Origin of the sequence: Sphingomonas pruni NBRC 15498 (assembly GCF_001598455.1) — a bacterium.
GTDB lineage: Bacteria > Pseudomonadota > Alphaproteobacteria > Sphingomonadales > Sphingomonadaceae > Sphingomonas > Sphingomonas pruni.
In genome coordinates this window covers 1-15793 of sequence record NZ_BCYZ01000059.1, presented here as the reverse complement: position 1 = coordinate 15793, position 15793 = coordinate 1, and the positions used below count along the sequence as shown (strand labels likewise).

Sequence of the window (15793 nt, the reverse complement as noted above, 5' to 3'; positions counted from 1 at the left end):
TGCACCCGCGCCAACGCTCGGGCAGGGACTGACATCGGATCGCGCCTTCGCGCTCCGATTTGCGCCTTCGCGCGCGTACGCGCGCGCGTGACATCGGTTGCATGACCCGCTAGGATCGTCATCGAACAGCAACATCACCTGAAAGACCCTAGAACTTGACCGACGAGACCGTCCTCGCCGACCCCTCGGACATTACCCCCATCTCCATCGTCGATGAGATGAAGTCGTCGTATCTCGATTATGCGATGAGCGTGATCGTCGCCCGCGCGCTGCCCGACGTGCGCGACGGGCTGAAGCCGGTGCACCGCCGGATTCTGTTCTCGGCGCAGGAAAGCGGATTCTTCTACAACCGTCCCTATCGCAAGTCGGCCCGCATCGTCGGCGACGTGATCGGTAAATATCACCCGCACGGCGACAGCTCTATCTACGAGGCCTTGGCGCGCATGACCCAGGATTGGGCGATGCGGCTGCCGCTGATCGACGGTCAGGGCAATTTCGGATCGATGGATCCCGATCCCGCCGCCGCGATGCGTTACACCGAAGCGCGGCTCGCCAAGTCGGCGAGCTTCCTGATGGAAGATCTCGACAAGGATACGGTCGACTTCGTTCCCAATTACGACGGCTCGGAAAGCGAACCGTCGGTCCTGCCGGCGCGCTTTCCCAACCTGCTGGTCAATGGCGCGGGCGGCATCGCGGTCGGCATGGCGACCAATATCCCGCCGCATAATCTGGGCGAAGTGATCGACGCCTGCTTTGCCTACATGGACAATGGCGCGATCACGACCGAGGAGCTGATGGAAATCGTCCCCGGTCCGGATTTCCCGACTGGCGCGGTAATCCTCGGCCGATCGGGCGCAAGGTCCGCTTATGAAACCGGGCGCGGCTCGATCATCGTCCGCTCGCGCTACGAAATCGAAGAAGGCCGCGGGGATCGCCGCTCGATCGTCCTCACCGAAATTCCCTATCAACAGGGCAAGAACGCGCTCGTCGAAAAGATCGCCGAAGCCGCCAAGGACAAACGGATCGAAGGCGTCAGCGATATCCGCGACGAATCGAACCGTGAAGGCGTGCGGATCGTCATCGACCTGAAGCGCGACGCCACTCCCGAAGTCGTGCTCAACCAATTGTGGCGCCACACGCCCGCGCAAGGCTCGTTCCCGGCCAACATGCTGGCGATCCGCGGCGGCCGCCCCGATCTGCTCAATCTTCGCGATTTCATCCAGGCGTTCATCCAGTTCCGCGAACAGGTCATCACGCGGCGCGCAAAGTTCGAACTCGCCAAGGCACGCGACCGCGCGCATCTGTTGCTCGGCCTGGTGATCGCGGTAACCAATCTCGACGAAGTGGTCCGCATCATTCGCGGGTCGTCCAGCCCGACCGAGGCGCGCCACGCGCTGTTGATGCGTGAATGGCCGATCGCCGAAATCGCCGGCTATATCCGGCTGGTCGAGGCGACCGATGTCGAGGTGACCGGCGACAGCTACCGCCTGTCGGACCTTCAGGTTCGCGCGATCCTCGATCTGCGTCTCCACCGCCTGACGGCACTCGGCCGCGACGAGATCGGTGACGAGCTCAAGGAACTCGCCGCCTCGATCGCGGAACTCCTCGAAATCCTGGCCAATCGCGCCCGCCTCTACGAGGTGATGCGCGAGGAACTGGCCGCGGTGCGCACCGAGTTCGCCACGCCGCGCCGGACCCAGATCGCGGCGGCGGCCGACGGCATCGAAGACGAGGACCTGATCGAGCGCGAAGACATGGTCGTGACCGTGACCATGCAGGGCTATATCAAGCGCACCAGTCTCGACACCTTCCGCTCGCAGGCTCGCGGCGGCAAGGGTCGCGCCGGCATGGCGACCAAGGATGAGGACGTCGTCACCGAACTGTTCGTCACCTCGACCCACACGCCGGTGTTGTTCTTCTCGACGCTTGGCCGCGTCTATCGAATGAAGGTGTGGCGCCTGCCCGAAGGCGGCGCGAACACGCGCGGGCGGCCGATGATCAACCTGCTGCCGCTGGCCGAGGGCGAGACGATCTCGACCGTGCTGCCGCTGCCCGAAGACGAAAATGAGTGGGGCAAGCTCCACGTCATGTTCGCCACCGCCAAGGGCTCGGCGCGCCGCAACTCGATGGACGCGTTCACCAACGTGCCGTCGAACGGCAAGATCGCGATGAAGTTCGAAGGCGAGGATGAGGACGACCGGCTGATCGGCGTCGCCTTGCTCGACGAGAGCGACGACGTGCTGCTCGCCACGCGCCACGGCAAGGCGATCCGCTTCGCCGGCGACGAAGTGCGCGAATTCCAGAGCCGCAATTCGACCGGGGTGCGTGGCATGCGCCTGGCCGATGGCGACGAGGTGATCTCGCTGTCGATCCTGCATAAGGTCGGGGTCCGGGACCAGGACGAGCGCGAGGATTATCTGCGCCACGCGCCGTGGAAGGGCGAAGACACCGAGGGCACGCGCAAGCCGCGCGAGATGGACGATGCCCGCTACGAAGAGCTGATGGCCAAGGAGCAGTTCATCCTGACCGTCTGCGCCAACGGTTATGGCAAATTGTCCTCGGCCTATGAATATCGCCGAACCGGCCGCGGCGGCCAGGGCATCACCAATATCGACAATATCGCCCGCAATGGACCGGTCGTCGCCAGTTTCCCGGCGACCAAGGGCCACCAGCTGATGCTTGTCACCGACCAGGCCAAGCTGATTCGCATGTCGCTCGGCGACCTGCGCGTGATTGGTCGTGGTTCTGCTGGCGTCCGCCTGTTCAACGTCGCCGAGAACGAGCATGTCGTCTCGGCCGCGCGGATCGAGGAAACCGAAGGCGATGCCGAGGCCGATCTGACCGCGGGAGAAGAGCGCGAGGTCGCGCCCGATCCTGGCGCCGATACCGCGGACGACAGCGCCGCGGGCCCGGCGGACGGCGAATGAACGACCGCCCGGCCATTGCCTATAAGGTGCTGACCGCCGATCAGATGCGCGCCCTGGAGGGCGATGCTTTCGAGGGCGCGCCGATCGACCTGGCCGATGGCTATATCCACCTGTCGACCCGCGATCAGCTGACCGAAACGGTGGACAAGTATTTCGCCGGACAACCGGACCTGTGGGTCGCGGCGATCGACCTCGCGGCGCTTGGCGATAGCGTCAGATGGGAAGAATCACGTGGCGGCGCGCTGTTTCCGCATATCTACGGTCCTATGCCGCTCGAAACGGTGATCGCTTATGGGCCGCTGGAGCGCGAGGATGACGGTACGGTGAAGCTGCCCGTAGCTGGCTGACACGGCTCTAGTTCCCTCTCCCACAAGGGGAGAGGGAGTAGTTCACGGCAGCAGGTCGACGATCTCGAACCCCTGGCCCTCTTCGCGAAGCAGCATCGTGCGGTGGCAATGCTTGGGATCGCGCTCGAAGCATAACAATGCCGACGGTTTTTCCGCGGCGAGGTCACGGAGTTGCGCCGCCTGGGCCTGCGCCTCGGGCAGATGTAGCTGCCCTTCATAGACGCGTTCCATCGTCCGCCAGTCACCCTTCTTTGCCGCATCCCGCCCGGCTTTGGGCGTACCGAGCGCTTTCAGATGGACGTAGCCGATTCCGCTGTCCTTCAGCGTGGCCGCCAGAATATTCTTCGAGAAGCCCGGACGGCGCGACAGCGGCAAGGCGCGGACGTCGATCACCTGCTCGACTCCCGCCTCGCGCAAAGTGGCGAGGAAGGCGTCCATCGTCGTGCCTTCATAACCGATGGTGAAGATCTTCATTGTCCTTCCAACGCAGCAAAGTCGTGACCGCTCCCCAGGCGATCAGTGCTTGGCCTGCGAAATAGAGCGGCCAGATCAGCATCACCGGAATCAGGGACCCCGCCAGCGGCCCGATCTTGGCAAAGATCAGCAGGTCCGAGGCAACGAACAGGACCGCGCCGAGCCCGACACGATAGCGTGGGAAACGGCTGACCCACGCGCTCGCCGCCATCGCGCCGAGCGCGACGGCATAGAGCGCGATGCCGGGCGCGGCCGCGCGGTCCGCGGGAAGCAGGAAAGCGATTACCGGCACGCCCAGGAGTAACAGTACGGACAAGGCCATCTGGCTCGGTGAGGGCTTGCTGCGACGATGGAGCAGATAAAGCACGGTCCCGACCAAGTGCCCGGCGAGGAACGCAAGCGCGCCGGATGTCTGGCTGCGCTCGAGCAGGACATCGCCCAGCGCGCCGAGCGCCAGCACCGCGGTGATCAGCCAGCCGTCGCGATCGCGCGCATTGACCGCTGCCCAGATCGCCAGCAGGCCGACCCCCGCCCCCTTCCAAGCGATCCAGGGTAGCCTCGGAATCGTATGCTGTCCGACCAGCCAGAAACTGGCGCCGACCAGCAATGCCAGGATCAGGAGCCATGTCGCGCGGGGTCTCGATGCGATCGCCGTCATGGCGACGTGATGGCCCCACGAGAGGTTATCGGCAACATACTTTGTCATCCGGCCCCGGCGCGGCTATCGGCGGGCGCCATGACTCATGACATTCACATCATCGGCGGCGGCCTCGCCGGATCCGAAGCGGCGTGGCAATTGGCCGAAGCAGGCGTGCGCGTGAAGCTTTCCGAAATGCGCGGCAGCGGCGACATGACGCCGGCGCATCACACTGACAGTCTGGCCGAACTGGTCTGCTCCAACAGCTTCCGGTCCGACGATGCCGAAAACAACGCGGTTGGTCTGCTCCATGCCGAGATGCGCGCGCTCGGTTCGATCATCATGAGGGAGGGCGACCGTCACAAGGTACCGGCAGGATCGGCGTTGGCGGTCGATCGCGACGGTTTTTCGGCTGGCGTCACGGCGCGGCTGTCGGCGCATCCCAATATCACGATCGTCCGCGAACGGGTCGACGCGCTGCCGGAAGACGGTCTTGCGATCGTCGCGACCGGCCCGCTCACCGCTCCGGGCCTCGCGAGCAGCATTGGCGCGGCTACCGGCAGCGATGCACTCGCCTTTTTCGACGCGATCGCGCCGATCGTCCATCGCGACAGCATCGACATGGACACAGCCTGGTTCCAGTCGCGCTGGAACAAGGGCGACGGCAAGGATTACATCAACTGTCCGCTCGACAAGGAGCAGTATCACGCTTTCGTCCAGGCACTGATCGACGGCGAGAAGACCGAGTTTCGCGAGTGGGAAAAGGACACGCCCTATTTCGAAGGCTGTATGCCGATCGAGGTAATGGCGGAGCGCGGACCGGAGACGCTCCGCTTCGGACCGATGAAAGGCGTCGGTCTCGATGATCCTCGCACGGGGCGCTGGCCCTACGCCGTGGTCCAGCTGCGCCAGGACAATGCCATTGGCACCCTGTGGAACATCGTTGGGTTCCAAACCAAGCTGAAACATGCCGAGCAAGTCCGGCTGTTCCGCACGATTCCGGGCCTCGAAAACGCGGAATTCGCGCGGCTGGGCGGGCTGCACCGCAATACCTTCATCCGCTCGCCCGAATTGCTCGACCCGACGTTGCGGTTGAAGGCGCGGCCCAATATCCGCTTTGCCGGCCAAATCACCGGATGCGAAGGCTATGTCGAAAGCGCGGCGATCGGGCTGCTCGCGGGCCGTTTCGCGGCGGCGGAACTGAGTGGTGACGTTCTGCCACCGCCGCCGGTCGAAACCGCGCTCGGCGCGCTGCTCAACCATATCACCGGCGCTGCCGAAGCCGAAACCTACCAGCCGATGAACGTCAATTTCGGCCTGTTTCCACCCATTATCGGCCGCACGAAGAAGGCGGATCGCAAGAAGATGTACACCGAACGCGCCCGCTCCGCGCTTGCCGGCTGGTTAGCCGCCTAAGTTCTCGTATTTCTGTCGTCACCCCAGCGAAAGCTGGGGTCTCTGGCGGTGGCGCGATGCCGCTTGAGATCCCAACTTTCGCTGGGATGACGACTTATGGAAATGGATCGCTTTAAGAACGACGGCTTATTTTGTTCTCGACCTAGGAATCCTCCTCCCGATTATCCTCCGCCGGAGCCGACGCTGGCGCGGGTGACGTCGGGCGGCAATTGGCCCGCGGCTTCGACTTGCGCTTGACCGCCGTGGTGGCGAATTCGGCCGCGTTCATCGCACCCGACTTGTCCTTGTCGGCCAGCGCGAATTTTGTTTCGGCTTTCACTGCCCATTCGTCGAACGACAAGGTGCCGTTGTTGTCGACGTCGAGCTTGGCGAAGGCCTTGTGCCGGGCCATCAGATATTCGTCGCGAGTAATCGACCCGTTGCGATCCTTGTCATAGCGATCGAACCGTTTCTGCTCACGCGTGGCCGGCAACGCCTCGGGCACCGCAGGGCTGGTCGCCTGTCCATCCGGCGCCGCGGTTTCGGGCGCGACCGCCGGCATGGCGGCAAGCGTGGTCGCGGGCGGCGATCGCATCGCCTGCAACGTCATTCCCGCCACCACCAACAATATGCCGGCCGCCGCCCCCGCAAGATATCGCCACATCGTTCGATCCTCCTTTGAGCTCACGCTAGCGCGCAGGAAAGGCGGAGAAAACCGAATCCCTCCATCATGGTGCTATCTGCCGCTCAGGCGGAACCGCGCGAGTCTAAGGACGAATGTCGGCGGGATCGGCCCGCTCAGTTGCCGATCCGCGATTAGCGCCAGCGCCCCAAGCGCCCGGCCGTTCCTGCTCCAGCGCGACCGGCGGGCGGCCGTGAGCTTGGCCGCTGCCTCTTCCCGCGCCCGGCTCGCCAATGAGGGATCGCTGAGATTGGCGGCGAGGTCGGCCAGCGCCCACCCCTCACCCGCGTCGCCAACCGGATCATCCGCCGCCGCGCCGAGCGCCCCGCCAGCCATGATGAACAGCGCCCGACCTCGCAGGCGCGCATGCTCGTCGATCGACCCGTTTCCGATATCGCCCAGCAACGGCTCCCATGCGTCCACCGTTCCGCTGAGCGCCGATGCCTCGATTCCCAGCGGCAGGACCGCGGAGGCTAGGGATTGCAGCACGGGCTCGGCGGGCGCGCCGGACGCGTCGAGTCCCTGCAGCGCCTCGCGCCACCAGGCGAGCCGCATCTGCCCGACCAGCGGCTCGCGGGTCGTGCGCAAGACATTTCCCAGCGCAGCGTCGAGCGTGAACAGCGCGTCGAGCGCCGCGCGCGACCTGTTCGGGGCGTAGCTCAACGCGAGATCGAGCCAAGGATCGGTAACCATCGATGCACGCGGCGACACGCTTGCGATCATGGCAATGGTACTCGTCTATCCGGCTGGATTGCTCGGTGGCGCCAGCGATATGGCTCACCTCTGTGTCGTCAAGTCTCGACTTCAGCAATGCCCGTGAAGCGGGCGCTCTCGCGAGCCGCAAGACAATGGGCGCGCCGCGCTCATGTGCCCATGTTCTCCGAAAAACCGAACAAAGTGGCCATGAGATCGCCGATCTCATCCTGCGGCCACCCAGTCGATATTCGAATCCGCGCCTTCACTGAACCAGTCGAGCGGTTTGGAGGGCAGTTGAAAAGAGCTGCTGGAGAGCCGTGGTGATATTATCATTGGCCGTCACGGTTTGAACCAGCGGCGAACCGTTGATGCCCGTCGAAGCACAGCTTTGCAGCCCAGCGAGGACTTGATCTGAGCTTCCCGCATTGCCCGCCGGATAAGGCGAGGGAGGAGCCGGCAGGAACGGCGCCACGTTCGACTGCGACCAGGAGTCGCCGGCGAGCGATTCCGGGAGATATTGCGTGTAAAGGATCGCGATTTTGATCCCTTTCGCCTTGATGGCTGTGCATTGGGTGAGGTCGCTACTCCGCATCGGCCCAAAATAGCGTCCGCCGCCGTTCGGCTGGTCCAGCATGCCGTCTGAAATGATGAAGAGTATCTTTTGAGGTGTCGCTCCGGGCGCGCCGGTTCCCGCAGTCGGAATGGTATTCTTCATCACGGTGAGCATGTTGGTCATTTCAGTGGATTGATCGTTGTTGCTCGCGCCCTTGGTGGGCTGTGAGTTCTGCCACCAGTAATCATCAGCCGGAAACACCGAAGTAGCCGACCAACCGCTACCATAGTCTGCGACGTTAGTGAGGGAGTTGAGCGTTTTGACGGGCGAAGAGCCACCAGAGCGCGTCCAGTCGAAGGAGAACATCTGTGCCTGGTAGGTCACATGGTATTGGCTGGCCTGGTTCGCAGCGAAGGGGATCAGCTGCGATGCCGCTGAAACGACATCGTCCTTTCGCAAGGTGATGCTCGACGGACTACCGTATATCGCCCCATAATTATGAGTCAGCCAATAGCCGTCCGCCCAATATCCGGTATCGTAAACACTGCTGGTCGACGTTGGGGTTCCAGTGGTCGTCGTAGTAGTCGAGCTACCGCCGCTTACGGGCGTAGACACCTTCGTTGTAGTGGGAGTGGACGTCACCTTCTTGTATACGGTAGCGGGACCGGAGGTGCTGTCGGTAACCGTATAGGTGGTGACCGACACGGTCGTCACCGTTGTGTCGATATACTTCTGGTTGCTCCCGGATCCGGATGTCGTCCTCGTTGGCCCTGAAACGGACGTGGAAGTCGACGTCATGAGATTTCCTGAACTGTCGTAGACCAGATTCGCGGATGAATCCCAACGGTAGAATACGCTGTTCGTCGCCGATCCCGCGGTATAGTAACCGGTCGAGAGAAGGATATGCCGCTGCAGCGTATCCCTGATGTAGATGCTGTCTTGCTTTGGCATCTGCGCGTGACACGCAAATGCGCAGCCTTCCGTTTTCCACGGGGATTTCGTAGCCGCAATGATTTTGCTGACTCCATCAGAAGTTGCGGGCAAAAGCATTGAGGGCGAATTGTCCATCGCCAGATAAAAATCGACGTTAGGCGGCTGCGCAGCGCTTGCCGTGGATGTTCCCTTGATCGTCAGAGTTGGCGCGCCGAGGATGCCGCCGAAGACGTTTGTCGACTGGGCCGTGTAGCTTACGGTAGCTTTGCGAAGATAGCCCAGGGCGCCGCTACTGCCCGACGTACCGTCCAGAATCGTGGCCGTCACCTGCAGATCCTGGTAGCCGTTCAGCAAGTTTGCCTGCGCGTTGAACATCGCGTTTGCAGCAGATTTCGACTCTGCGTTGGATTGCAGAATCATGGAGGGTGCGACGGCCGCCAAGGCGGCAGCATCGGCAGCGGCATCCAACTGCGTCCGGAGGCTCATGGCGCGAGCATAATCGATACCGAAACCCACCGCGAAGGTCAGTGGAATGAGCGCGAATCCCGTGATCATCAGAACTCCTCCCCTTTTGTCGGCTTTCAGCCGAAGAAGGAGCCTGACCCAGGCGGCCGAAGCCGTCGCCGATAGGAATTTCCGCATCATAGGTGCACCTAGTAAAGACGAGGAACCATGTAGATGGTCTTCGCCAGTGTCGTGTTTTGCAGAGGGATGAAGCTGATCACCGGAGTGAAGTTGTAGGTAATCTTGCCCCTGTACAGCCACCCACCGGCAGTGCCGACCTGGGTCTTGTTGCTGTTACCGGGGGCAAGGTTTCCACACACGTTCGAGCCGTCCGGGGATGTCGGTATCATCGTCGAAGTGATCATGTTGGTCGGGATCGAAACGACGGTGTTCGCCGACTGAGCCTCGCTCGTCGGCAGCGTGCCTTCGACCTGATCAGGTGTCGCGTTGGCGACGGTGCTGCCGTCGGCGTTCTGCGTCTGGGCCTGGGTCCAGACCACATAGGCATGGGAAGCATCGCACACTCTGAGAAGCGAAATCTGCTCCGTCGCGACGTCGAGTTTGTAGGGCGACAGCACGACCGCACTGGCGCTGAGATAGGATTTGGCATTCGCGGTGGTCGGGTCGTTGTAGACGACCGTGGGAGACATTGTTCGGCTGACGAGATCGACCAGAGAACGGGTCGCGACCGTCACCTTGCGGTTGCACGCAATCATATCCGATAGGCAGCATCCGCCCATGTACAGGAGCAGAAGCACGGGCAAGGTGAACGCGAATTCGACTATCGCCACCCCGCTAGTATCTTGTGCGAGGCGCTTCAGCATGACGTCTGCGACGTGTTGCAGGTGTAGTTCTCGGTAGTGAACACCGAGGTCGCCACAAGTTGGCGATTGCTATTCGGCTGATTCGTCAGATCGAGGCCCAGCGGTCCCTTTCCCGTCGGCCACAGGTAAACCAGTTGCAGGACGACAATACGGTTCTGCCCGGCGCCGCTCGACTGATAATTATAGCCCGTGCCCGTCGAAATCAGGACACCGTTGCTGTCATAGGTGAACGTCGGCGCAGAGGCGTTGGACACGTTATAAGCGCTTGCGGTGGCAACGTTGACGGTGAGCCGCGAACACGAAAGCATCGACGGTAACAGGGGGGGCGTGCTGATCGCCTCGCCACTCGCTCCCGTGCCGGAAAAACCGTTGCAGATGGCGTTCTTGAAGTCGGTTGACGTCATGCCGACGTGGCCGTTGGTAAGTTGCGTCGTTTGAACCGCGCCGGTCAGCAGCAAACGCCCCGCGCTTTGGGCCGCCGTCTCGAGCATCTGCTGCGCCAAATAGATCATCATCGTGTACAAAATCGCGAGCAGCAGGGCCAGAAAGACGGGCCCGACTATGGCGAATTCGAGGGCGGAAACGCCTTTACGGTCGCGCAACAGGTTCGTGCCGAACCTGTAGACCCCTTTCAGCGCGCCATTGATCCCGCCCAACATCACCACGCATGCTCCCTCGCGGTTATTCTCCACCGCGAAGGTTGAAAATCCGTGAACGACGAGCAACGCGCGATGGGCGGGTCGAGGCTTGGAAAACGTGCAGCAGATCTATGACACTGCCGCCGTTCGGCGCAGTCACTGGCAACTGGCCCTGGGGCGCAAGAACGGCACCGGCTACGATTCGAGCTAGGCACGACGCCCACTACCGCGGGCACCACGGCGACCCTCGCCAATGCCGGCACCACCGTGAGGAGCAGCATGGGCGACACCGGCGCAACTGAATGCGCCGGGAGGATCGGGCGTGATGTGCGTACAGATCGACTATCTGACCGAACCGCTGTTCGGCATATGGCTGACCAGCCCGGCGCGCACCCATTACGTCGCGACGTTCATCGCCCGCGACCGGCGCGACTTCAGCCAGATCTACAACCCGTCGCCGACCGCGACCCGGGTGACCTGCGACAAATATACAACTTGATCGTCCAAATATCACCGATTGCCGCAGCGAGCCGCTAAAGATCAGTCATTTGGCACGAGAATTTCGTGAAAAGAGGTTGATCGCCGCAGCGCAGCAAGGCAGTCTTCATCTCATAACAGGCAAAAAAGGGGGCCTTTTATGCTGAAAATCTCGCTGCGCGCGTCGAGCGCGTTGTGTTCGGTCGCATTTCTTGGGCTGGCAGGGGCATCGCCGGCATGGGCGCAGACCGCGCCTACGGGCGACCAGCCATCCGTAGGCGAAGTGACGCCGCAGGCTTCCGCCGATACCTTACCGCCGTCGTCTGACAAGAAAAAGGAAGACGATTCCAAGGAAATCATCGTAACCGGGTCGCGCATCAAGCGCAGCGCCTTCAACAGCTCTTCCCCGATCGCGGTGATCGATCCCGAACTCGCGGAAAAGCGTGGCGTGATGGACACTGCCGAACTGCTGCAGTCCTCACCGATCGCCTCCGGCTCGGCGCAGGTGACCAGCGCGATCTCTTCCAATTTCGTGACCGACGGCGGCCCTGGCGCGTCTACTATTTCGCTGCGCGGGCTTGGCGCTAATCGCACCTTGGTGCTGCTCAATAGCCGCCGGGCCGGCCCCGCGGGTACTCGAGGCGCGGTGTCGTCATTCGACCTCAACGTCTTGCCGCAATCGATCATATCTTCGGTACAGATCGAAAAGGACGGCGCGTCGTCGGTCTATGGGTCGGACGCCGTAGCAGGCGTCGTCAATATCCTCACCAAGACCAAGACCAATGGTCTCGAGCTTTCTGCCTCGGGTAACGTCTCCCAATATGGCGGCGGGGACCAATACCGCATCAGCGGTGCCTGGGGTAAGGAATGGGGCGGTCCCAACGCCGGCCACATCATGCTCGCGGCGGACTATTACCACCAGGTCGAACTCGCCCAGGGTCAGCGTCGTTACCTCGACTGCCCGGAAGACTATGTTTTCAGCAAGAGCGGTACCCGCCAAGACCTGGTCAATCCGGTAACGGGCCGCAACCGCTGCACTCAGCTCAGCTGGGGGCAGGTGTATCTATACGACTATAGCGGCGCCAGCGTGCGCACCGGCCGAGGTGGCTATTCTTACGGCAATGAGAACCTTGGCGCCTACGTGCCGAACCTCAGCCCGGCGTTCGCCACCGGCGACTTCGGCGTGCCGAGCAATTTCTACATGATGGGTTACAATCCCGCCTCGGCGTCGATCGACCATCTCTATAATCCGCTTTACGGCGCAGCCACGGTCATTCCCGACACCAAGCGCCTGACCTTTTACGGTGATGCATCGATCAAGCTCGGCGATCATATCGAGCTCTATGCCGAAGGTTTGTGGAACCGTCGCAAGACTTACCAGAACGGTTTCCGGCAATTCTGGGATTACATGTACACGGAGGATTGGGGCGGTCCGCCATCGGGCTTCACCGGTTCAGGTGTCCTAAGCCCGACGCCGATCACCGACTGGTCTGACAGTTCACAGAAGGTGACCTATTGGCGCGCCGTCGGCGGCGCCCGTGGCGACTTCGGCGAGTTGTTCAAGAGCTGGACCTGGGACACTTTCGTTCAGTACAGCAAGTCGGTCGGCCTCTATAACAGCGACCAGATTTACAACGATTCGGTCAAACAGCAGACAAATTATGGACTTGGCGGCTCCTGCACCAGTGCTGATCTGACGTCGGTCCGTAAGGTTGGCTGCCTGCCGATCAACTGGACTGATCCTGCCTTCCTGGCGGGGATCTTCACACCTGCGCAACGCAACTATCTGTTCGGCTATGAAACCGGCAAGACGGTCTACAAGCAGCTGAACGTCGAATTCTCGGCGACTGGCAATTTGTTCAAGCTGCCGGCGGGCAACGTCGCCGCCGCAGTCGGCTTGGCATGGCGTCGGGATTCGATCTTCGACCGGCCGGGCGACATCACCTATGCGCTCAAGGCGGGTGCCAATCCCGCCCTCGCGAGCTCCTATACCAACAACAGCTGGGGCAATACCTCGTCGGGCATAACCGCCGGCCATCAGATCACCAAGGAAGCGTTCGCCGAAATCGACATTCCGATCATTTATAACACGCCCTTCATCCAGGAATTCGGCATTTCGGGATCGGTACGCGTCACCAACTCGACCGCCACCCGAGATTCGAACGGGCTGCTTTACCCCGACCCCGCCAACCCCGGCCAGAACATCCCGCAGAAGCTGACGTCATTCAGCGACAACGGCAACATCACCTACAAGGTCGGTGCAAATTGGAAGGTGAACGACTGGCTGAGATTCCGCGGCACGTGGGGCACGTCCTACCGTGCACCAGCGCTGTTCGAGAATTTCCTCGCCGATCAATCGAGCTTCGTTTCGCAACGCGCGATCGACCCGTGCATCAACTATGGGGCCCCCGGCAGCACGACGCCGGCGATCGTCCAGAAGAACTGCGCCGCGGCCGGCATTCCGGGCAATTATACCGGTGGCGCAGCGACGGCGACCGTCCTAACGGGCGGCGGCGTTGGCGTGGTTCATGCCGAAACTTCGACGGCGAAGACGGCAAGTATCATCCTGACGCCGAGGTTCGGTTTCCTCCCGAGCACGCGGATCAACCTCGCGGTCGACTATTTCAACATCGAGGTGAAGGGCGAAATCAGCCAGTTGGGGGCCGCGAACATCGTCTACGGCTGCTATAGCTCGAATTTCTACCCGACCGATCCGCTTTGCAGCCTGTTCACGCGCCAGACGACGGCACCGGTCAATGCGATCTCTGTCGTTCACGACAGCTTCATCAACGTGAACCGTCAGGCGAACGAGGGCGTCGATGTCACCGCCAACCTGTCACAGGATATGGGCAATTGGGGCAAGCTCGACTTTACCGCCGAGATGACGTGGCAGATCAAGGACACGCGCGCGCTCTATTCGGGGACCGAACAGGACCTAAATACGCGCATCGGAGATCCGCGATGGACCGGCGCCTTCAACCTGCAATGGTCGAAGGGAACCTTCTCGGTCTATTACGGCCTCAACGTCATCGGCAGCGCATCCGACCTGAACGAATATATCAGGGACGGCGGGTCAGAATGCTATGCGGCGGGCGCCAGCGTAATCTTCCCGGCCGGCTATTGCGAAAAGCTGCGGGTCAGCCCGGTGTTCTATCACAGCATCTCGCTGACCAAGAAGCTGCCGGGTGTGGAGATCACGATGGGCGTGACCAATCTGTTCAACACCAAGCCGCCGCGCGTTTCCGTCTACAATAATGGCGAAACGACGATACAGGGTCAAAGCGTGTTCTCATCGCAATATGACCTGATCGGACGCCGCGGCTTCGTCACGGTGAAGACGCACTTCTGATCGCGGATCGCGACACATCATTCCCGGGGATGCCGGTTCGCGCCGGCTCCCTGGGCTTGCCGCCCGCGACATTCAACGGCAGACCGGACGGGAGCCGGATCGATCCGACCCGAAGGCCGGCAGAGGAAATCGCATGCCCATCGTCCGGATGACTCCTGACACGCTCAACGACGAAAACCGGAAGTTCGAGCAGACGCCACTGCGCCAGACTTTATTCCTCAACAGCGTACCCAAATGCGGAAGCCATCTGCTCCGCAACATCATCCGGATGTTCGTGCCGGTCGAACAGCAATATAACGAACAGTTCCTTCAGTGGGCCAATCTCGGCCAGCATCTGAGGGCGCTCGATCCGAAGCGTCCGCAAGTCAGCTGGGGCCACCTGTTCTTCGCCGACAACTCGGCGATGGAACTGGCCGGCGCGCGCAAGATCTTGCTGGTGCGCGATCCCTATTCCTGGGTGCTTGCCCGCGCGCGCTTCTTCCTGTCCGACGAATTCAGCGGCAATGTCGACCGGCTGAAGAGCGGCGAGTTGAAGCTCGAGGAACTCCTCAACCTGATGATCTTCGGCATCTACGAAAAAGCCCCGCCGATGTACGACATCTTCACCAACAATGCAGTGGCGTGGCTGGGCACCGGTGTGCATCTGGTGCGGTATGAGGATCTGGTGCGCCACTTGAAGGCGCTTGATGGCCGCGACGCCGAATATTTCTTCGCAACGTTGCTGGAGGCCAGCGGTATCGCGATGCCGACCGACTGGCGTGAGCGCGTGCGAATCGGAGCGGACCGCAAACAGAGCGGCACCGCGCGCGAAAACCTGCGAGGGATCGAGGTGGATTTCCCCGACGAACTGCCCGACACGCAGAAGCGGCTGGTCGATTTCGCGGCGCCGGGACTGCGCGCGATCCTCGGCTACGTCTGAGACTGAGCGGAATAGCTAATACGAAAAGGGCGGCCCGCATGGACCGCCCTTTCCTTATTGGCTGATATTCTCGATCAATACCGATAATGGTCGGGCTTGAACGGGCCTTCGACCGGCACGCCGATATAGTCGGCCTGCTTCTGGGAGAGCTTGGTCAGCTTCACGCCGAGTTTCTCCAGGTGCAGTTCGGCGACCTTCTCGTCGAGATGCTTGGGCAGGACGTAGACGTCGTTCTTGTACTCGTCGGCTTTGGTGAACAGCTCGATCTGCGCCAGCGTCTGGTTGGTGAACGACGAGGACATCACGAACGACGGATGGCCGGTCGCGTTGCCCAGGTTCACCAGGCGGCCCTTGGACAGGATGATGATCTGCTTACCGTCGGGGAACTCGACCAGGTCGACCTGCGGCTTCACTTCGGTCCATTTGTAGTTCGACAGC

The 15793-nt window shown here is 61.8% G+C and carries 14 protein-coding genes; 6 read left to right on the top strand and 8 right to left on the bottom strand.

What is annotated here, in order from left to right:
• Nucleotides 1-155 precede the first annotated feature (155 nt).
• Together gyrA and SPR01S_RS15970 are read left to right on the top strand one after the other, a co-directional pair.
• A complete protein-coding gene (gene gyrA, locus SPR01S_RS15975) occupies nucleotides 156-2927 on the top strand; it encodes a DNA gyrase subunit A (protein WP_066591147.1) in 2772 nt (923 codons plus the stop codon).
• Nucleotides 2924-3274: a DUF952 domain-containing protein gene (locus tag SPR01S_RS15970; RefSeq protein WP_066591145.1), complete on the top strand. Its 351-nt coding sequence runs from the start codon at nucleotides 2924-2926 to the stop codon at nucleotides 3272-3274. Before gyrA ends, SPR01S_RS15970 begins: the two co-directional genes overlap by 4 nt.
• A gap of 42 nt (nucleotides 3275-3316) precedes the next feature.
• Here SPR01S_RS15970 and SPR01S_RS15965 read toward each other — a convergent pair whose 3' ends face one another.
• A complete protein-coding gene (locus tag SPR01S_RS15965) occupies nucleotides 3317-3748 on the bottom strand; it encodes a DUF488 domain-containing protein (protein ID WP_066591142.1) in 432 nt (143 codons plus the stop codon).
• Nucleotides 3723-4406 (bottom strand): lysoplasmalogenase family protein, encoded by a 684-nt coding sequence (locus SPR01S_RS15960; RefSeq protein WP_066591140.1) that lies wholly within the window; start codon nucleotides 4404-4406, stop codon nucleotides 3723-3725. Before SPR01S_RS15960 ends, SPR01S_RS15965 begins: the two co-directional genes overlap by 26 nt.
• A 78-nt stretch (nucleotides 4407-4484) precedes the next feature.
• On the opposite strand from SPR01S_RS15960, the gene trmFO reads away from it, so the two are divergent.
• Complete coding sequence (gene trmFO / locus SPR01S_RS15955) at nucleotides 4485-5801, top strand: methylenetetrahydrofolate--tRNA-(uracil(54)-C(5))-methyltransferase (FADH(2)-oxidizing) TrmFO (RefSeq protein ID WP_066591138.1); 1317 nt, start codon at nucleotides 4485-4487, stop codon at nucleotides 5799-5801.
• A 142-nt stretch (nucleotides 5802-5943) separates the two neighbouring features.
• Here the strand turns inward: trmFO and SPR01S_RS15950 are convergent, their stop codons facing one another.
• From SPR01S_RS15950 to SPR01S_RS15930, 5 genes are all read right to left on the bottom strand, one after another.
• Nucleotides 5944-6444: an EF-hand domain-containing protein gene (locus SPR01S_RS15950; RefSeq protein ID WP_066591136.1), complete on the bottom strand. Its 501-nt coding sequence runs from the start codon at nucleotides 6442-6444 to the stop codon at nucleotides 5944-5946.
• A 72-nt stretch (nucleotides 6445-6516) separates the two neighbouring features.
• Nucleotides 6517-7185, bottom strand: a complete 669-nt coding sequence (locus tag SPR01S_RS15945) for a squalene/phytoene synthase family protein (protein WP_169803448.1) — start codon at nucleotides 7183-7185, stop codon at nucleotides 6517-6519.
• A gap of 235 nt (nucleotides 7186-7420) precedes the next feature.
• The gene (locus tag SPR01S_RS15940) at nucleotides 7421-9199 is read right to left on the bottom strand and encodes a pilus assembly protein TadG-related protein (RefSeq protein WP_169803447.1); all 1779 of its coding nucleotides are present in this window, start codon (nucleotides 9197-9199) and stop codon (nucleotides 7421-7423) included.
• Between the two features lie 98 nt (nucleotides 9200-9297).
• The gene (locus SPR01S_RS15935) at nucleotides 9298-9972 is read right to left on the bottom strand and encodes a TadE/TadG family type IV pilus assembly protein (RefSeq protein WP_157082304.1); all 675 of its coding nucleotides are present in this window, start codon (nucleotides 9970-9972) and stop codon (nucleotides 9298-9300) included.
• Nucleotides 9966-10631, bottom strand: coding sequence for a TadE/TadG family type IV pilus assembly protein (locus SPR01S_RS15930; protein ID WP_066591130.1), 666 nt, complete (start codon nucleotides 10629-10631; stop codon nucleotides 9966-9968). Before SPR01S_RS15930 ends, SPR01S_RS15935 begins: the two co-directional genes overlap by 7 nt.
• 304 nt (nucleotides 10632-10935) lie before the next feature.
• Here SPR01S_RS15930 and SPR01S_RS21680 point away from each other — a divergent pair, with 304 nt between their 5' ends.
• From SPR01S_RS21680 to SPR01S_RS15920, 3 genes are all read left to right on the top strand, one after another.
• Nucleotides 10936-11109: a hypothetical protein gene (locus SPR01S_RS21680; RefSeq protein WP_157082302.1), complete on the top strand. Its 174-nt coding sequence runs from the start codon at nucleotides 10936-10938 to the stop codon at nucleotides 11107-11109.
• A 138-nt stretch (nucleotides 11110-11247) separates the two neighbouring features.
• Nucleotides 11248-14436: a TonB-dependent receptor domain-containing protein gene (locus SPR01S_RS15925; protein ID WP_066591128.1), complete on the top strand. Its 3189-nt coding sequence runs from the start codon at nucleotides 11248-11250 to the stop codon at nucleotides 14434-14436.
• 133 nt (nucleotides 14437-14569) lie between these two features.
• Nucleotides 14570-15355: a hypothetical protein gene (locus SPR01S_RS15920; RefSeq protein ID WP_066591121.1), complete on the top strand. Its 786-nt coding sequence runs from the start codon at nucleotides 14570-14572 to the stop codon at nucleotides 15353-15355.
• A gap of 74 nt (nucleotides 15356-15429) precedes the next feature.
• Here SPR01S_RS15920 and SPR01S_RS15915 read toward each other — a convergent pair.
• A partial coding sequence (locus SPR01S_RS15915) for an adenosylhomocysteinase (protein ID WP_174531904.1) occupies nucleotides 15430-15793 on the bottom strand: 364 nt, incomplete at its 5' end.